We start from the raw sequence: 17,970 nt of genomic DNA, 5'->3' as shown, positions 1-17,970 counted from the left end.
CACATGAGTCTGTCCACGCACGTCCTCGACTCGACGACCGGCAGACCTGCCGCCGGCGTCGCCGTCACGCTCACCGACCGCGACGGTGGGCCTCTGACCACCGCGACCACCGACGACGACGGCCGCATCGCGCAGTTGGGCGTCGACCTGCCCGCCGGGGTGTATCGGCTGCACTTCGGCACGGGCGCCTATTTCGCCGCGCGCGACGTCGCGACGTTCTACCCGGAGGTGATCGTCGCCTTCGAGATCACCGACGCGGGAGGCAAGTACCACGTGCCGGTGCTGCTCTCGCCGTTCGCCTATTCCACCTACCGAGGGAGTTGAGCCGGTGTCCGAGATCGTCTTGGGCGGCAACCAGTACGGCAAGGCCGAGACCCGCGTCGTCAGAATCTACCGCGACACCCACCGTCACGAAATCCACGACGTCAACGTAACCACCTGCCTGCGTGGTGATTTCAGCCAGGCATATTTGACCGGCGATCAGTCGAAGGTGCTGCCCACCGACACGCAGAAGCAGACCGCGTACGCCTATGCCAAGGAGAAGGGGTTGTCGTCGGTCGAGGACTACGGTCTGACCCTGGCCAGGCACTTCGTTCACGACGTCGAGCCGGTGGAGGGCGCCCGCGTCGAGCTCGAGGAGTACGCCTGGGAACGCGCGATCGTCGACGGCAGCGAGCACGACCACACCTGGGTTCGGAAGGGCCAGGAGGTCCGCACCGCCGCGATCACCGTCGACGCCCGGGGCGAGACGGTCGTCGGCGGCCTCAAGGACATGGTCATCCTGAAGTCGACGGGCTCCGAGTTCGCCGGCTTCCTCGAGGATCGCTACACCGTGCTACAGCCGACGCACGACCGGGTGATGGCGACATCGCTGGTGGCTCAGTGGCGGTTCACCACGACCGACGTCGACTGGGAGCCCACCTATGTCGGCATCAAGGCTCACCTGGTCAAGCAGTTCGCCGTGGTGCAGTCACTTGCCTTGCAACAGACCCTGTTCGAGATGGGCAAGGCCGTGTTGGAGGCCTATCCGTTCATCGCCGAGATCCGATTGTCGGCGCCGAACAAGCACCACTTCATCTACGACCTGTCACCGTTCGGCTTGACCAACGACAACGAAGTGTTCAACGCCGACGACCGACCGTACGGGCTCATCCAGGCCACGGTCACCCGCGACGACGCTCCCCCCGCCGGTGCGGCGTGGGACGTCTATCAGGGCTGGCTTTCCTAGGCCGCCGTCACTCGAGCTGATCGCGCAGGCGCATCAGGGATTTGGCGAGCAAGCGCGAGACGTGCATCTGCGATATCCCGACCCGCTCGGCGATCTGCGTCTGGGTCATCGATTCGAAGAAGCGAAGCAGGAGCACCTGACGCTCGCGTTCCGGGAGACTGGCGAGCAAGGGCCGCAACGATTCCCGGTTCTCGATCTGGTCGAGGTTGAGGTCGACGTCGCCCAGGGTGTCGGCGATGGCGGGGGCCTCTTCCGTGCCGCCGCCTGCGCCGTCGATGGACAGCGTGTTGTAGGAGCTGCCCGCGACCAGGCCCTCGACGATTTCGTCGCGGTCCATCTCGAGTTCGGCCGCGAGCTCCGACGGGGTGGGGGCACGCCCGAGCTTCTGCGACAGCTCCGCGGTCGCGGCTCCCAACCGGAGGTGGAGTTCCTTGAGGCGCCGGGGCACCTTGACCGACCAGCTGTTGTCACGGAAATGGCGGCGAACCTCGCCCATGATGGTGGGCACCGCGAAGGACACGAAGTCCGACCCCGCGTCGACGTCGAACCGGATGACGGCGTTCACCAACCCGACGCGGGCCACCTGCACCAGATCGTCACGCGGCTCGCCGCGGCCGTCGAATCGGCGGGCGATGTGGTCGGCCAACGGCAGGCACCGCTCCACGATCGAGTCGCGCTGACGAAGGAATTTGGCCGAGCCCTCTTCGAGCCCCTGCAGTGTGCGGAACATGTCGACCACGTCCGCGTATTCGGAATTCGAGCGTGACGCCGAACCCCGGGAGGACGACGTCGTCACCTCAGCGAGCTCGCTCGTCTCGTCGTCATGGAGATGCCGAAGATGTGCGAGTCTTCGGGGCCATGACCGTCGTGGAAGGTACTGACGTCGTCGGTCAAGGAACTCAGGACGTGCCAACTGAAGCTGCCCGGCACCACGATGTCAGGTGACGAACATGCAGTCGACACGTCGACCACGAGCTGCTCTTCGAGCGGATGCACCACCAGCACGAGGGTGGCGTCGGCCGTCGCGGATCGGATGAGCCGGGTGCAGGCCTCGTCCACCGCCAGCCGAAGGTCCGCCACGCTGTCGAAGTCGAGGTCCTCGTAGGTACCGACTGCGCCCACCACGGTGCGCAACACCGCCAGATTCTCCAGCTTTGCCGCGACTCGAACCTCGACAGATCTGGGGCTTCGATGCCCACTGTCGTGGCCGTACTCACCGTCTGACACGCGCCCTCCATCTGATCTCCACGCGAGGTTACCCCGAGGTGGTTCGTAGCTAACCACCAGCACTCCCGTCACGAGATGCGGACGAACGGGAACCACGGGTGGGCGGTGTGATCGTACGTGTGGCCACGATGACGTCCCGCCTCTCGCTAGGTTGTTACGACTCGTTCCCGGTGGGGATGCCCAGCGCGTCTGTGACTAAACCATTGCCGACTCGGGCCACCCGTCGCAGCACGTCTCAATTCGGGCGGAAAACAACGCAATTGGCGCGAAGCCGTCGTCCGGCGTGGTGCTCGTTTAGCCCGTTGGTTCGATGGGCAGCCTTCAGTGCACGGGGTGAGTAGAGCTGGATCGCCCCAACCGAGGATGGCGTGACCCGCGTCACCGCCATTGCACCCACGATCGAAAGGCAACCATGAGCGACAGTGGACCAGAAGCAGGCATCAAGGGCGTCGTCGAGGACGTCAAGGGCAAGGCGAAGGAAGTGGCCGGCACGGTGACCGGCAACGACGACCTCTCCCGCGAGGGCGAGGCGCAGCAGGACAAGGCCGACGCGCAGCGCGACGTCGCGAAGAAGGAAGCCGAGGCCGAGGCCGCCCGCGGCAGCGCCGCGGCAGCCGAGGCGCGCCAGAAGGCCGCCGAGTAGCGCTACGACACCGTGACGGGCCCGGCCGGGGTGCATCCCCGGTCGGGCCCGTTGGTCGTCGCGCACGAGAACGTGCGGCGGTCGCGGAGCTTGACTACCTTCGAAGAGTGGACTTGACCACCGTCGAGACGGTAAGCACGCCGCGTCAGCGCGACGAGTTGTGGCCGATCGGTGCGTCCGACGCCGTCCTGGCGGGCGGCACCTGGTTGTTCTCCGAACCGCAGCTGCGGACCCGCCGCCTCGTCGACCTCACCCAGCTGGGGTGGGCACCGGTCCTCGTCGACGCGAACGGGATCGAGCTCGCCGCGACCTGCACCGTGGCCCAGGTGTCCGCCCTGTCGGCGGAGCTTCCGCTCACCCACCCCGACTGGCTGGCCGCGCCACTGTTCCACCAGTGCTGCACCGCGTTGCTCGCGTCGTTCAAGGTCTGGGCCGAAGCGACCGTCGGCGGCAACCTCTGTCTGTCCTTCCCCGCCGGTTCGATGATTTCGCTGAGCTCTGCTCTCGCCGGCGAGGTCCTGGTGTGGCGGCCCGATGGGGACGACTACCGAATGCCCGTCGCCGACTTCGTGACCGGCAACTCGGCGAACGTGCTGTCCGTCGGCGACGTGCTGCGCTCCATTCATCTGCCGGCCTCGGCCCTGCGGGGGCGCACCGCATACCGCAAGCTGGCCCCCTCGCCGTTGGGTCGCTCGGGGATCGTCGTCATCGGCCGCGTCGACCGCGACGGGACATTCGTGCTGTCGATCACCGCGGCGACGGTGCGGCCCTACGTCTTCACCCTGGCATCGGTCGACGTCGACGCGGTGCGGCGGGCCCACGCCGACATTCCCGACGACGCCTGGACCGTCGATCCGCACGGTGATCCGGATTGGCGCCGCGCGGTGTCGTTGGTGCTGGCCGAGCAGATCTGCGCGGAGCTGGGCCCGTGACCACCACCGTGAACGGCCAAGCGCTGCAGGGTGATCCGTGGCCCGGGCAATGCCTGCGGACCTACCTGCGCGACCACGGCCACTTCGAGGTCAAGAAGGGCTGCGACGGAGGCGACTGCGGCGCATGCTCGGTGCTGGTCGACGGGGCACCGGTGCATTCGTGCATCTACCCCGCATTCCGGGCTGCGGGCCGCGACGTCACGACGGTCGCCGGCCTCGGCACCCCCGATCGACCGCATGCCCTACAACGACAATTCGTCGACGCCGCCGGGTTCCAGTGCGGATTCTGCACCGCGGGGATGATCACCACGGCGTCCACGTTGACCCCAGGGCAACTGGCCGACCTGCCGCAGAACCTCAAGGGCAATCTGTGCCGGTGCACCGGCTACCGCGCGATCACCGATGCCCTCGCCGGCTCGGTGAACACCAAGAAGGTCGGCGGCGCCGGGGATTCCGTCGGCGCCCCCGCAGGCATGCGCGTGGTCACCGGAACCGAGCAGTACACCATGGACCACGCCGTCGACGGGCTGCTTCACCTCGCGGTGCTGCGCAGCACCGTCGCGCACGCCAGGATCGCGTCGATCGACACGGCTGCGGCGCAACGGATTCCCGGCGTTCGGCTGGTGCTCACCCATCGTGACAGCCCTGCCGTCGCGTTCTCGACGGCGCGCCACGACAGCAGGCTCGACGACCCCGACGACTCCTTCGTCCTCGACGACACGGTCCGATTCGTCGGTCAGCGGGTCGCCGCCGTCGTCGCCGACACCCTGGCCGTCGCCGAAACGGCTTGCCGCGCAATCATCGTCGAGTACGACGAACTGCCCGCGGTGTTCGACCCCGAGCAGGCCCGGGCGGCGGGGGCACCACTGCTGCACGACGGCAAGTCCACCGAGGCCCGCATTGCCGACCCGACGCGCAATCTCGTCGCCGAAGTGCACGGTGGCGTCGGCGACGTCGACGAGGGCGTGGCCCAGGCGGTGCGCTCCGGTGGCGCCGTCGTCCGCGGGCGGTGGAACACCCAGCGCGTGCAGCACGTGCACCTCGAGACGCACGGGTGTACCGGATGGCGAGACGACGACGGACGCTTGGTGATTCGCACCAGCTCGCAGGTACCGTTCCTGGTGCGCGACGAGCTGTGCCACGTCTTCGGCCTGGACCGCGCCGACGTCCACGTGTTCACCCGCCGGCTCGGAGGCGGCTTCGGCGGCAAACAGGAGATGCTGACCGAGGACCTGGTCGCCATGGCGGTGCTGCGGCTGGGCCAGCCGGTGCGCTACGAGTTCAGCCGTTCCGACGAGTTCACCGGCGCACCGTGCCGCCACCCGTTCCGGGTCGACGCCACCGTCGCGGCAGGGCCGGACGGGGTGCTGACCGCGCTGTCGGTCGACGTTCTGGTCGACGCCGGCGCGTACGGCAACCACAGCCCCGGCGTGATGTTTCACGGGTGCAGCGAGTCGGTGTCGGTCTACCGCTGCCCCAACAAGCGAGTCGACGCAGAGGCGGTGTACACCAACAACATTCCCTCCGGTGCGTTCCGCGGCTACGGCCTCGGCCAGGTCATCTTCGCCGTCGAGTCGGCGTTGGATCAACTGGCCGAGGAACTGGGCGTCGACCCGGTTGACCTTCGGCGCCGCAACGTCGTCGTCCCCGGGGACCCGTTCACCGACGCCCACGTCGCCGACGACGACCTGACCTACGGCAGCTATGGGCTCGACCAATGCCTGGACCTCGTCCAGGGGACACTGACCGCAGGCGCGGGTGCGGCCCCGCCCGAGGGAGGCCATTGGCGGGTCGGCGAGGGCGTGGCCCTCGCGATGATCGCCACCATTCCCCCACGGGGTCACTTCGCCGACGCGTCGATCTCCCTCGACGTCGACGGCGACTTCACCCTCTCGGTCGGCACCGCCGAGTTCGGCAACGGAACGTCCACGGTGCACGGGCAGATTGTGGCCTCCGAGCTCGGGGTCGACGTCAGTCGCGTGCGCATTCGCCAATCCGACACCGACGCAACCAGTTACGACACCGGGGCGTTCGGCTCGGCGGGCACCGTCGTCGCCGGGCTTGCGGTCCAGGCGGCGTGCCGGGACCTGCGCGCCGCCCTCGAGGCCACCCCGGACGCCCGGCCACTGACCGGCTACGGACGCCACGACGGCACCCCCCGGTCGGTGGCGTTCAACGTGCAGGGATTCCGCGTCGCGGTCGACGTCACCACCGGCGAGGTGCGGATCCTGCAGTCGGTCCACGCGGCCGACGCTGGCGTGGTGATGAACCCCGAGCAATGCCGCGGCCAGGTCGAAGGCGGTGTCGCCCAGGGCATTGGCAGCGCGTTGTACGAGGAGGTGCGCACCGGGCCCGACGGCGCCGTCACGACCGACGCCCTGCGGAACTATCACATTCCGCAGCTCGCCGACCTCCCGGTGACCGAGGTGTACTTCGCCGACACGTACGACGTGCTCGGGCCGTTCGGGGCGAAGTCGATGAGCGAGTCGCCCTACAACCCGGTGGCCCCGGCGCTCGCCAACGCGATCGCGAGGGCATGTGGCGCCCGCCTGCGTCAGCTGCCGATGACGCCCGCGCGGGTGTGGCGCGCACTCAACGCCTGATCCCCCTCCCCGCGAGCGTGCGTGTCCGGGGAAGACACGCCGGTCACCTTCGCGAGTTCGCGCACGCCAACGTCGTCGGCTTGTCGGTTGGGCGGCCTACCATTCCCCCCGTGCGGAAGGTCTACGCCGTCGTGGCGGTCGCAGCCGGAATCGCCGCCCACGTGGCGGGTCTCGATCTCTCCTGGAGCGTGGCGGCGGCGGTTGTGGTGCCCGCGCTGCCGGCGTTCCTGGTGGGCATGCTGAGGGGTGCACGCACCCCCGCCGCCCGGGAAGATCCCGCCGTCGCCAAGCAGTCCATGACCGGCACCGACTTCGAGGACCACGTGGCGCGGATCGCCAGGTCTAGCGGCGCCTCGGTGATCATGACGGCGGCGACGGGTGACTTCGGCGTCGACCTCGTGGTCGGCCGACGGCCCAATCGCCTTGCCATTCAATGCAAACGGCAGTCCCGACCGGTCGGCTCGGGCGCCGTCCAGGAAGTCGTGGCCGGGGCCGCGATGCACGACTGCGCGCACACCATGGTCGTGACCAATCACGACTTCACCCCCGCTGCCCGACGCCTTGCCGAGCGGCACGGCTGCGTCCTGGTGGGGGGTGACGGTCTGACGCGGCTCGGCTCGACGATCCGCCGGCTGGTGAACGCCGAACCGGCCCGATAGCCGACGCGGCGGTTAGAGCTCGGCCAGCACCGCGCGCACCGCCTCGACCGCGGCGTCGATCTCGTCCCGCGAGACGGTGAGCGCGGGTCGGAAGCGCACGCTGTCGGGTCCGCTGGCCAGCATGATCACCCGGCGGTCCCACAGCTTGGCGATGAGCGTGTCGCGTTGTTCTGCCGTTGCCACGCTGAACGCGCACATCAGGCCACGACCACGCGGGTCGACGACGAGCCCGGGGAACTCGACAGCCAGATCCTCAAGCCGACCGAGCAGGTACCCGCCGAGTTCCGCGGCGCGCGCCATCAGCCCGTCGCCCTCGATGGTCTCGAGGATGCGCCGCGACCTGACCATGTCGGTCAGGTTGCCGCCCCAGGTCGAGTTGATCCGCGAGCTGACGGTGAACACATTGTCGGCGACGTCGTCGACCCGCCGCCCGGCCATCACACCGCACACCTGGGTCTTCTTGCCGAAGGCGACGACGTCGGGCATGACACCCAATTGCTGATAGGCCCAAGCGGTTCCGGTCATTCCGCAGCCCGTCTGCACCTCGTCGACGATCAGCAGCGCGTCGAACTCGTCGCACAGGTCGCGCATCGCGGCGAAGAATTCGGCGCGGATGTGACGGTCGCCGCCCTCACCCTGGATCGGCTCGGCGATGAAGCACGCGACGTCGTGCGGGTTGGCCTCGAATGCCGCGCGGGCCTGACGCAGCGACTCGGCCTCGAGCTCGTCGACGTTCGCGCCGGGCCGTAGGTAGGGCGCGTCGATCCGCGGCCAGTCGAACTTGGGGAACCGCGCCACTTTGTTGGGGTCGGTGTTGGTCAGCGACAGGGTGTAGCCGCTGCGGCCGTGGAACGCCCCCTGCAGGTGGAGCACCTTGGTGCCCAGTGCCGGGTCGACGCCCTTGCTCTCGTTGCGCCGGCTCTTCCAGTCGAAGGCGACCTTGAGCGCGTTCTCGACGGCGAGCGCGCCACCGTCGACGAAGAACAGGTGCGGCAAGGCCGGGTCGCCGAGGACGCGGGCGAACGTCTCGACGAACCGGGCCATCGGCACGGTGTAGACGTCGGAGTTGCTGGGCTTGTTCACCGCCGCGGCGGCGAGCTCGGCCCGGAACGCTTCGTCATCGGCGATCGACGGGTGGTTCATGCCGAGGGCCGAGGACGCGAAGAAGGTGAACATGTCCAGATAGCTCTCGCCGGTGCGGGCGTCGACGAGGTGCGAGCCGGTCGACCGGTCGACGTCGAGCACGAAGTCGAGCCCGTCGGCCAGGATGCTGCGGCTCAGCACCTCTCGGACGTCGTCGGGTGCCACGGAGTGGTCGGACGTGCGGACGCGGGAAGGCAGGACAGCGGTCATACCGGCATCCTAACGGAACATTTACGGCGTGCGCGACCTAAAGCAGGATTTTCTACGGTAGGACGTCGCGGTCCTCGTAAAAAGTCTGTAAGATGATGGTGCTTCGGGTGCGGACGTTGGCTGCCGTCCGGATCTGTTGCAGCAGGTCTTCGAGCGCCCGCGCCGACCGGACACGCACCAGGAGGACGTAACTTTCGTCCCCGGCCACCGAGTGACACGACTCGATGGCGTCGATGTGTTCGAGCCGCGCGGGCGCGTCATCGGGTTGAGAGGGGTCGATTGGGGTGATGGACACGAACGCCGAGAGCATGTTCCCGACGGCCTCGGGGTCGATCCGGGCGTGGTACCCCGTCACCACCCCGCGCGTCTCCAGCCGTCGGACGCGGGACTGCACCGCGGACACCGACAAACCCGCACTCACCGCCAGCTGCGCCAGCGTGGCCCGACCGTCGGCCACCAACTCACGAACCAGCGTCCTGTCGATGTCGTCGAGCTCGTCGGACGCGTCGGCCATGGCCGGAGACTATCGCAGGGTGTCCCGGGGATGAACGTCATGACCGCCGACCTGAGGAGTCGCTTCGCGGCGGCGCTCTCCCGGATGTACGGCGCCGAGGTGCCCGCCTACACGACGTTGGTCGACGTCAGCACCGAGGTCAACCGTGACCACCGACGCGACGACGGTCTCGGCTCGCTGGAGCGCGTCACCGCCGAACGCCACGGTGCGATACGCGTCGGCAGCCCTCGCGAGCTCGCCGACGTCGCCGACCTGTTCGCCGCGTTCGGGATGTACCCGGTCGGCTTCTACGACCTGCGCGACGCGGCCTCCCCGGTCCCCGTGGTCTCCACCGCATTCCGGCCGGTCGACGCCGACGAATTGGCGCACAACCCCTTTCGCGTGTTCACCTCGATGCTCGCCACCGCCGACACCAGGTTCTTCGACCCCGGGCTGCGGGCCCGCGTCGAACGATTCCTCGGCGCACGTGAGCTCTTCGACCCCGAGCTGATCGCCACGGCACGGACCATCGCGGCCGACGGAGGGTGCGGACCCGAGCAAGCCGACGAGTTCGTCACCCGCGCGGTGTCGGCGTTCGCCCTGTCGCGCGAGCCGATCGACGCCGGCTGGTACGACGAACTGTCGCGGGTGTCGGCCGTGGCAGCCGACATCGCCGGCGTGCGGACCACCCACGTCAACCATCTGACCCCGCGGGTGCTCGACATCGACGAGCTGTACCGCCGAATGGTCGCCAAGGGCGTCGCCATGACCCAAGCCATCCAGGGCCCGCCCCGAACCGACGGCCCCGACGTGCTGTTGCGCCAGACGTCGTTTCGCGCGCTCGCCGAACCACGCCGCTTCCGCGACGCCCGGGGCGTCGTCACAGAGGGCACCCTGCGGGTGCGCTTCGGCGAGGTCGAGTCCCGCGGCGTCGCATTGACCCGAGCCGGCCGCGACCGCTACGACGCGGCGATGCACGCCCCAGACCCCGCGTCGACCTGGTCCGACCACTTCCCGTCCAGCCACGCCGAACTGGCCGCCCAGGGTCTGGCCTACTACCGTGGCGGTGACCCCACCAAACCCGTTGTCTACGAGGACTTCCTGCCCATCTCGGCGGCGGGCATCTTCCGGTCCAACCTCGACGCGGAGCCGACCACCGGCCGCTCCGCCCCGTCCGATGCCGAGAACGACTTCATCTATGACGCAACGTGGTTGGCCAGCGCCATCGGCCAGCACGTGCACGACCCGTACGACCTCTACGAGAAAGCAGCAGCACAGTGACGCTCACCCCGACGACGACCGCACTTCCCACCGCCGACGAGCTCCGCGACCGGGCGCGCGCCGCGCTGAAGGCCGTCGGCTCCGCCGTCGAACTCGGCCAGCCGGGCGGTACCGGCCGGCAGGCCAGCACCCCGATCACCGGGGACGTCCTCTTCACCGTCGCGGAGACCACCTCCGCCGAGACCGACGCGGCCATCGCCGAAGCGGCGGCCGCCTTCACGGCGTGGCGGGTCACGCCCGCGCCCGTGCGCGGCGCGCTGGTCGCACGCCTCGGAGAGCTCCTCGTCGAGCACAAGGCGGACGTGGGCACGTTGGTCACCGTCGAAGCGGGCAAGATCACCTCCGAGGCCCTCGGCGAGGTGCAGGAGATGATCGACATCTGCCAGTTCGCCGTGGGCCTGTCGCGGCAGCTGTACGGGCGGACCATCGCCTCGGAGCGGCCCGGGCACCGCTTGATGGAGACGTGGCATCCGCTGGGCGTCGTCGGCGTCATCACCGCCTTCAACTTCCCGGTCGCCGTCTGGGCGTGGAACACCGCGGTCGCCCTGGTGTGTGGCGACACCGTGGTCTGGAAGCCCTCGGAGCTCACGCCGTTGACGGCCCTCGCGTGCCAGGCGCTGATCGAGCGGGCCGCCGCCGACGTCGGCGCACCGGCGAACGTGGCACGACTGATTCAGGGCGGCAGGGAGATCGGCGAGCAGCTGGTCGACGACTCCCGCGTCGCGTTGGTCAGCGCGACCGGTTCGGTGCGGATGGGTCAGCAGGTCGGACCTCGGGTCGCCCAGCGGTTCGGCAAGTCGCTGCTGGAACTCGGCGGCAACAACGCGGCCATCGTCACCCCGTCGGCGGACCTCGACCTCGCCGTCCGGGGCATCGTGTTCTCCGCCGCAGGCACGGCGGGCCAGCGGTGCACGACGCTTCGACGGGTGATCGCCCACACGTCGGTCGTCGACGCCCTCGTCGAGCGCGTCACCGCGGCCTACCGCAGCCTCCCGATCGGCGACCCCTCCTCCGACGGCACCCTCGTCGGGCCGCTGATCCACGAACGCTCCTACCGCGACATGGTCGGTGCGCTGGAGAAGGCGGCGGCCGACGGCGGCCAGGTCACCGGCGGCGACCGACGCGACCTCGGTGAGGGGTCGTTCTACGTCGAGCCCGCCGTGGTGCGGATGCCCGCACAGACCGCCGTCGTCCACGACGAGACGTTCGCGCCGATCCTCTACGTCCTGACCTACGACACCCTCGACGAGGCGATCGAGCTCAACAACGCCGTGCCGCAGGGTCTTTCGTCGGCCATCTTCACCACCGACGTGCGCGAAGCCGAGCGTTTCATGGCCGCCGACGGGTCGGACTGCGGCATCGCCAACGTCAACATCGGCACCTCGGGCGCCGAGATCGGCGGCGCGTTCGGCGGTGAGAAGCAGACCGGCGGCGGCCGCGAGTCGGGGTCGGACTCCTGGAAGGCCTACATGCGGCGGGCCACCAACACCGTCAACTACAGCTCCGAGCTGCCCCTGGCCCAGGGCGTGCACTTCGGCTAGACACATCCTCGCCGAACGTCGAGTTGACGTCGCCCGGGACGCCGGGCGGCGACGTCAACTCGACGTTCGCGCCTAGGTATCATCGCGACGTGAGCGAGCACGTCGAACAGAGGGAATTCCAGGCCGAGGCCCGCCAGCTGTTGCAGCTGATGGTCCACTCCATCTACTCCAACAAGGATTCGTTCCTGCGGGAGTTGATCTCGAACGCGTCCGACGCGCTCGACAAGCTCCGGCTCGAGGCGTTCCGCGACAAGGACCTCGACGTCGACGTCTCGGATCTGCACGTCGAGATCGAGGTCGACAAGGGTGCGCGCACGCTGACCATTCGGGACAACGGCATCGGCATGACGCGCGACGAGGTGGTCGACCTGATCGGCACCCTCGCCAAGTCCGGCACCGGCGAGCTGCGCAAGAAGCTCGGCGAGGCCAACAAGGCCAGCGATGCCGAAGAGCTGATCGGACAGTTCGGCATCGGGTTCTACTCGACGTTCATGGTGGCCGACTCCGTCGTGCTGCTGACCCGCAAGGCCGGCGAAAGCACCGCCACGCGTTGGGAATCCAGCGGTGACGGCACCTACACCATCGCAGCGGTCGACGACGCCCCCCAGGGCACCTCGGTGACGCTGCACCTCAAGCCCGAGGACGCCGACGACGAGCTGCACGACTACACGTCGCCGTGGAAGATCCGGGAGCTGGTCAAGAAGTACTCCGACTTCATCTCCTGGCCGATCCGGATGGAGGTCGAGAAGACCGTCCCGGCGGCCGACGAGGGCGGCGAGCCGACGGTGACCGTCGAGACCGAGACGATCAACTCGCGGACCGCGTTGTGGGCCAAGCCCAAGAGCGAGGTCTCCGACGAGGAATACGCCCAGTTCTACAAGCACGTCGCGCACGCCTGGGACGAGCCGCTCGAGGTCATCGCGATGAAGGCCGAGGGCACCTTCGAATACCAGGCGCTGCTGTTCATCCCCTCGATGGCGCCGTTCGACGTGTTCAACCTCGACGGCCACACCGGGGTGCAGCTCTACGTCAAGCGCGTGTTCATCATGGGCGACTGCGACGAGCTGGTGCCCGAGTACCTACGGTTCCTCAAGGGCGTCGTGGACGCACAAGACATGTCGCTCAACGTGTCTCGCGAGATCCTGCAGCAGGACCGCCAGATCAAGGTGATTCGTCGCAGCCTCACCAAGAAGGTGCTCTCGACGATCAAGGACATCCAGGCCAACCGTCCGGACGACTACCAGACGTTCTGGACGCAGTTCGGCCGGGTCGTCAAGGAGGGCTTGATCTCCGACGCCGACAACCGCGACACCCTGCTACGGCTGTCGTCGTTCGCGTCCACGTTCAGCGACGCTGCTCCCACCACTCTCGCCGACTACGTGGGACGGATGAAGGACGGCCAGGAGCAGATCTACTACGCCACCGGCGAGTCGCGGCAGCTCCTCGAGCGTTCACCGCACCTGGAGGCGTTCAAGGCCAAGGGCTACGAGGTCCTGCTGCTGACCGACCCCGTCGACGAGGTGTGGGTGGGGTCGGTGCCGGAGTTCGACGGCAAGGCGTTGCAGTCGGTGGCCAAGGGAGAGGTCGACCTCGGTGCCTCCGACGACTCCGACGACGCCGGGCACGGCGACTTCGCCGAACTGTTGACCTGGCTGCAGGAGACGCTGGCCGAGCACGTCAAGGAGGTGCGGCTCTCCACGCGGCTGACGTCGTCGCCGGCGTGCCTCATCACCGACGCGTTCGGCATCACCCCCCAGTTGGCGCGCATGTATCGCGCGTCGGGCCAGGAGGTTCCCGTGGGCAAGCGGATCCTCGAGCTGAACCCGGATCATCCGTTGGTCACCGGCCTGCGGGATGCCCGCGCCGCCGCCGAGCCCTCCGACGGTCTGACCGAGACCGCCGAATTGCTCTATGGCACGGCCCTTCTCGCCGAGGGTGGGGTGCTGGACGATCCGGCCCGGTTCGCGGCGCTGCTGGCCGACCGCTTGGCCCGGACGGTATAGCCGCCGTCGTGGAGATCGAGGGCAAGGTCGCCGCCGTCACGGGTGCCGGTTCGGGGATCGGGCGTGAACTGGCCGTCGCCTTCGCCGCGGCGGGTGCCTCCGTGGTGGTGGGCGACCTCGCCGCCGAGGGTGCCGAGGAGACGGTCGCACGGGTGACGGCGGCTGGTGGATCGGCGGTGGCCGTGGTCGGCGACGTGGCCTCCGTCGACGGCGTCGACGCCCTGATCGACCGTGCGCGGAAGGAATTCGGCCCGGTCGACGTCTTCGTCGCCAACGCGGGCATCATGGGTCCGCCCGGTCTCGGCGACGACGAAGGCGCCTGGGACACCGTCGTCGACGTGAACCTGCGCGCGCACGTGCGGGCGGCGAAGGCGTTGGTGCCCCACTGGGTCGAGCGCGGCGAGGGTTACTTCGTCAGCGTGGCCTCGGCGGCTGGCCTGCTCACCCAGCTCGGAGCGGCGGGGTACTCGGTCACCAAGCATGCGGCGGTGGGCTTCGCCGAATGGCTGTCGATCACCTACGGCGACAGCGGGATTGGCGTGTCGTGCGTGTGCCCGATGGGCGTGGACACGCCGTTGTTGAGCGGCATTCGGGACTCTCCCGACCCCGTGGCCCGGATGGCCGGCGCCGCCGTGGCCACCGCAGGAGAGGTCATCGGCGCGGATCGGGTGGCGGCCATGACGGTGGACGCGGTCCGCGACGGCCGGTTCCTGGTGTTGCCGCACCCGGCGGTGTTGGACATGTACCGCCGCAAGGGCGACGACTACGAGCGATGGATCGCGGGCATGCGTCGTTACCAGGGCACGCTGGGCTGATCGGTCATCGGGTCGTCAGCGCGACCTCGACCCGTTCGGACAGGGTTGCGACGTCGACGCCGAAGGTCTCCAGCACGACCACTTCGCCTGCGGCGGAATCGATGTCGAAGGTCGCGACCTCGGTGTACACCCGGCTGACGCAGCGGACTCCGGTCAACGGGTAGGTGCACTGCGGGACGAGTTTGGCAGTGCCGTCCTTGGCGAACAGGTTCATCATGACGTACACGCGCTTGGCGCCGATGGCCAGATCCATGGCACCGCCGACGGCGGGGATGGCGTCGGGGGCTCCGGTGTGCCAGTTCGCGAGATCGCCGTGCCGGCTGACCTGAAAGGCCCCGAGCACGCAGACGTCGAGGTGACCGCCGCGCATCATCGCGAAGGAGTCCGCATGGTGAAAGTACGACGCGCCAGGAGTTTCGGTGACGGGGATCTTGCCGGCGTTGGTCAGGTCGCCGTCGATCTCGTCTCCGAAGGCCTGCCCGCCCATGCCGAGCATGCCGTTCTCGGTGTGCAGCACGATGCCGGCGGCCGGGTCGAGGTGGTCGGCCACCGTGGTCGGCTGACCGATGCCCAGGTTGACGTAGGAGCCGGGCGGGATGCCGCTGGCCACCATGGCCGCGAGTTCGTCGCGGTCCAGCGGCCCGCGGTCGAGGTGTTCGACGGTCGCGTCGAGTACACGGGTCATGATGCCGCCTCCTGGGCGTCGGACAGCACGGACAGGTCCAACACCCGGTCGACGTAGATTCCGGGGGTCACCACCGTCTCCGGATCGATCTGGCCGGCGTCGACGACGCCGGCGACCTCGACGATGACGAGCTCGGCGGCGGTGGCCATGACGGGTCCGAAGTTGCGGGCGGTCTTGCGGTACAACAAGTTCCCGACGGTGTCGGCCCGCCAGGCGCCGATCAGGGCGACGTCGCCCCGGATCGGATATTCGAGGACGTACTCCCGGCCGTCGATGGTGCGGGTCTCCTTGCCCTCGGCCAGCGGAGTCCCCACCGCGGTGGGACAGAAGAAGGCCCCGATGCCCGCGCCGGCGGCTCGCATGCGCTCGGCGAGGTTGCCCTGCGGCACCACTTCGAGGTCGACCTTGCCGGCGCGGTACAGCTCGTCGAAGACGTAGGAATCCGACTGTCGCGGAAACGAACAGATCACCTTGGCGACGCGCCCGGCGGACAGGAGGGCGGCCAGCCCGGTGTCCCCGTTGCCGGCGTTGTTGCTCACGATGGTCAGGTCGGTGGCCCCCTGCTCGATCAGGGCGTCGATGAGCGTGGTGGGCATGCCGGCCATGCCGAACCCGCCGACCAGAACGGTCGCCCCGTCGCCGATCCCCGCCACGGCGTCGGCGGCATCGGCGTGGATCGTCGTGCGGCTCATGAGGTCACCTCGTCCATACCTCGACCATAAAGCCACTCATAGGTATTCTGAAATACTCATATCGTCGCCATTGATAGGTGAGAGGTTTCAATAATGGAACTGCGCCACCTGCGTTACTTCCGGGCGGTCGCCGAGGAGCTGCACTTCGGGCGGGCGGCCGAGCGGCTGCACATCGCCCAGCCGCCGCTGTCCCAACAAATCCGCCAACTGGAGCGCGAACTCGGCGTGAGCCTGTTGACCAGGAGCACCCGCCGGGTCGAACTGACCAGGGCCGGCGAAGCGTATCTGCGGCGAACAATTGCCGTGCTCGACGCCGTCGACGACGCCGGTCACCAGGCCCGTCGGGTGGCGCAGGGCCTCGAGGGACACCTGTCGATCGGGTGCGTCGGTTCGGCGACGTACTCGGTGCTGCCCCGCTTGGTGCGGGCTCTGCGCGAACAGTTGCCGCTGGTGGAGATCAGCATCCGCGGCGAGATGCTCGCCCCCGCCCAACTCGACGCTCTCCGCAGCCGTGACGTCGACATCGCCCTGCTGCGGCCGCCGGTCGACGATCCCGAGGTGCAGACCGAGTTCGTCCGTCGGGACCGGCTGATCGTCGCCCTTCCGACGGCACATCCGCTCGCCGGACGGGACGCCCTCGACATGGCGGATCTGCGCGATGAGGACTTCATCGCCCACGCCGGACAAGGCCGCTCGGTGATGGGACGCCTCTTGTCGGCAATCTGCGCCGACGCCGGATACGTCCCACGGATCCGGCAGGAGGTATCGGAAACCTCGACGCTGGTCACCCTGGTCGCCGCCGGTCTCGGCGTCGCGGTGGTCCCGGCTCCTACGGCCGATCTGGACGTCGCCGGGGTCACCTACCGGCCGCTCGAGCCGTCAACGCTGGGCGTCGACCTGGTGGCGGCCCACCTCGGGGACGCGGCACCGCCAGCCGTCGCACGCGCGCTCGTCGTGCTGCGCGGCCTGGCGCCGTAGCCGCGCGCGCCGCCCACCGGCCCAGCTCTATGTGGCCGACTGTGAGGCGGCGTAGCGGTCGAGCAGTTCGTGGCTCGTCGCACGGATCCGTGCGATATGGGATTCCTCGACGCCGAGGACCCGCAAGCACGCATCCGCGACTTGAGTCGGCAGGTCGTCGCGGTCGGGCCCCGGTTCGGTGTCCCACATGAAGACCAACGACTCCACCATCCGAAACGGTAGTTCCGCTGCCGCCCGGCCGATCTCGGTTTCGGCGAGCACACTCTGGCTGAGGTTGAGGTAGTGCCACCGCAGCCGGTCGTGGCCCTGCCAGAACGGGCTCAGACCGGGGCTACGCAGTTCCGGCTGCAGGTACAGGGTGCCGAGGTTCCACCGCCGATTGATTAGGCGACCGCCGTCGAAGACCGCCAGCGCGTGCAGATGACCCGTCGGCGTCGTGCCCAACAGGTGGGGAATGAGGTCCAAGGTCGGCGTGACCGTTTGGTTCAGCAAGGCGCAGGCGATGTCCTCCTTGGTCTTGAAGTAGTTGTAGAGCGACGGTTGGCGGATGCCGACGGCGTCGGCGATCGCTCTGGTGGACGTTCCCGCGTATCCCAGATCGGTGAAGAGTTCCGCGGCGGCGTCGAGGATGAGATCGCGCGCCCCCGCTCCCAGTCGCCGCTGAACCGCCGCCCCCGACTGTCCGGCATTCGCACCCATCGCCTCATCGTGCCCGACGTCCGAACCCAAGGCCAGGACAATGTATTCGTTCGCTTGATCGGAACGTACGAAACCTCGCGTTAATACACTTCTCAACAGCTGTAACACGCCCGACACCCACTGGCCTTGCCTGCCAAT

The 17,970-nt window shown here is 68.6% G+C and carries 18 protein-coding genes; 11 read left to right on the top strand and 7 right to left on the bottom strand.

What is annotated here, in order from left to right:
- Nucleotides 1-3: 3 nt before the first annotated feature.
- Together uraH and pucL are read left to right on the top strand one after the other, a co-directional pair.
- Entirely contained in the window at nucleotides 4-324 is a 321-nt protein-coding gene (gene uraH, locus H7J06_RS08700; protein ID WP_264038345.1) for a hydroxyisourate hydrolase, read from the top strand.
- A 4-nt stretch (nucleotides 325-328) separates the two neighbouring features.
- Complete coding sequence (gene pucL / locus H7J06_RS08695; RefSeq protein ID WP_264038344.1) at nucleotides 329-1,228, top strand: factor-independent urate hydroxylase; 900 nt, start codon at nucleotides 329-331, stop codon at nucleotides 1,226-1,228.
- Nucleotides 1,229-1,235: 7 nt separating this feature from the next.
- On the opposite strand, the gene H7J06_RS08690 is transcribed toward pucL, so the two are convergent.
- Entirely contained in the window at nucleotides 1,236-2,024 is a 789-nt protein-coding gene (locus H7J06_RS08690) for an RNA polymerase sigma factor SigF (RefSeq protein ID WP_264038342.1), read from the bottom strand.
- Nucleotides 2,021-2,455 carry an ATP-binding protein gene (locus H7J06_RS08685; protein ID WP_149480987.1) on the bottom strand — a complete coding sequence of 145 codons (435 nt, stop codon included), beginning with the start codon at nucleotides 2,453-2,455 and terminating at the stop codon, nucleotides 2,021-2,023. Before H7J06_RS08685 ends, H7J06_RS08690 begins: the two co-directional genes overlap by 4 nt.
- Nucleotides 2,456-2,867: 412 nt before the next feature.
- Between H7J06_RS08685 and mbp1 the strand changes: the two genes are divergently transcribed.
- The 4 genes from mbp1 to H7J06_RS08665 all read left to right on the top strand — a co-directional run bounded on the left by mbp1 (nucleotide 2,868) and on the right by H7J06_RS08665 (nucleotide 7,292).
- Nucleotides 2,868-3,098: a microaggregate-binding protein 1 gene (mbp1, locus tag H7J06_RS08680; RefSeq protein ID WP_264038341.1), complete on the top strand. Its 231-nt coding sequence runs from the start codon at nucleotides 2,868-2,870 to the stop codon at nucleotides 3,096-3,098.
- A gap of 107 nt (nucleotides 3,099-3,205) precedes the next feature.
- Nucleotides 3,206-4,030, top strand: coding sequence for an FAD binding domain-containing protein (locus H7J06_RS08675; protein WP_264038340.1), 825 nt, complete (start codon nucleotides 3,206-3,208; stop codon nucleotides 4,028-4,030).
- Entirely contained in the window at nucleotides 4,027-6,633 is a 2,607-nt protein-coding gene (locus H7J06_RS08670; protein WP_264038339.1) for a molybdopterin-dependent oxidoreductase, read from the top strand. The genes H7J06_RS08675 and H7J06_RS08670 overlap by 4 nt, the downstream gene beginning before the upstream one ends.
- Nucleotides 6,634-6,743: 110 nt before the next feature.
- Nucleotides 6,744-7,292 carry a restriction endonuclease gene (locus H7J06_RS08665; RefSeq protein WP_372515272.1) on the top strand — a complete coding sequence of 183 codons (549 nt, stop codon included), beginning with the start codon at nucleotides 6,744-6,746 and terminating at the stop codon, nucleotides 7,290-7,292.
- A gap of 12 nt (nucleotides 7,293-7,304) precedes the next feature.
- Here the strand turns inward: H7J06_RS08665 and lat are convergent, their stop codons facing one another.
- Both lat and H7J06_RS08655 read right to left on the bottom strand, forming a co-directional pair.
- Complete coding sequence (gene lat, locus H7J06_RS08660) at nucleotides 7,305-8,645, bottom strand: L-lysine 6-transaminase (protein ID WP_264038338.1); 1,341 nt, start codon at nucleotides 8,643-8,645, stop codon at nucleotides 7,305-7,307.
- A 52-nt stretch (nucleotides 8,646-8,697) separates the two neighbouring features.
- Nucleotides 8,698-9,159 carry an Lrp/AsnC family transcriptional regulator gene (locus H7J06_RS08655; RefSeq protein WP_264038337.1) on the bottom strand — a complete coding sequence of 154 codons (462 nt, stop codon included), beginning with the start codon at nucleotides 9,157-9,159 and terminating at the stop codon, nucleotides 8,698-8,700.
- Nucleotides 9,160-9,189: 30 nt separating this feature from the next.
- Here H7J06_RS08655 and hglS point away from each other — a divergent pair, with 30 nt between their 5' ends.
- From hglS to H7J06_RS08635, 4 genes are all read left to right on the top strand, one after another.
- Nucleotides 9,190-10,419 (top strand): 2-oxoadipate dioxygenase/decarboxylase, encoded by a 1,230-nt coding sequence (hglS, locus tag H7J06_RS08650; protein ID WP_264038335.1) that lies wholly within the window; start codon nucleotides 9,190-9,192, stop codon nucleotides 10,417-10,419.
- The gene (gene amaB, locus H7J06_RS08645; protein ID WP_308205734.1) at nucleotides 10,416-11,960 is read left to right on the top strand and encodes an L-piperidine-6-carboxylate dehydrogenase; all 1,545 of its coding nucleotides are present in this window, start codon (nucleotides 10,416-10,418) and stop codon (nucleotides 11,958-11,960) included. Before hglS ends, amaB begins: the two co-directional genes overlap by 4 nt.
- Nucleotides 11,961-12,049: 89 nt before the next feature.
- Entirely contained in the window at nucleotides 12,050-13,963 is a 1,914-nt protein-coding gene (htpG, locus tag H7J06_RS08640) for a molecular chaperone HtpG (protein WP_264038334.1), read from the top strand.
- 8 nt (nucleotides 13,964-13,971) lie between these two features.
- On the top strand, nucleotides 13,972-14,778 hold the full coding sequence (locus tag H7J06_RS08635) for an SDR family oxidoreductase (protein ID WP_264038333.1): 807 nt from the start codon (nucleotides 13,972-13,974) through the stop codon (nucleotides 14,776-14,778).
- Between the two features lie 4 nt (nucleotides 14,779-14,782).
- On the opposite strand, the gene H7J06_RS08630 is transcribed toward H7J06_RS08635, so the two are convergent.
- Together H7J06_RS08630 and H7J06_RS08625 are read right to left on the bottom strand one after the other, a co-directional pair.
- On the bottom strand, nucleotides 14,783-15,463 hold the full coding sequence (locus tag H7J06_RS08630; RefSeq protein WP_264038332.1) for a 3-oxoacid CoA-transferase subunit B: 681 nt from the start codon (nucleotides 15,461-15,463) through the stop codon (nucleotides 14,783-14,785).
- A complete protein-coding gene (locus H7J06_RS08625) occupies nucleotides 15,460-16,155 on the bottom strand; it encodes a 3-oxoacid CoA-transferase subunit A (protein ID WP_264038331.1) in 696 nt (231 codons plus the stop codon). The genes H7J06_RS08630 and H7J06_RS08625 overlap by 4 nt, the downstream gene beginning before the upstream one ends.
- 93 nt (nucleotides 16,156-16,248) lie before the next feature.
- Here H7J06_RS08625 and H7J06_RS08620 point away from each other — a divergent pair, with 93 nt between their 5' ends.
- Complete coding sequence (locus H7J06_RS08620) at nucleotides 16,249-17,133, top strand: LysR substrate-binding domain-containing protein (protein ID WP_264038330.1); 885 nt, start codon at nucleotides 16,249-16,251, stop codon at nucleotides 17,131-17,133.
- 27 nt (nucleotides 17,134-17,160) lie between these two features.
- Here H7J06_RS08620 and H7J06_RS08615 read toward each other — a convergent pair whose 3' ends face one another.
- Nucleotides 17,161-17,832, bottom strand: coding sequence for a TetR/AcrR family transcriptional regulator (locus tag H7J06_RS08615; RefSeq protein WP_264038329.1), 672 nt, complete (start codon nucleotides 17,830-17,832; stop codon nucleotides 17,161-17,163).
- Between the last annotated feature and the right edge of the window lie 138 nt (nucleotides 17,833-17,970).

The organism is Mycolicibacterium hodleri, from assembly GCF_025822245.1.
GTDB lineage: Bacteria > Actinomycetota > Actinomycetes > Mycobacteriales > Mycobacteriaceae > Mycobacterium > Mycobacterium hodleri.
Note: the sequence above shows the minus strand (reverse complement) of the source record. Positions and strands in the feature narration are given on the sequence as shown.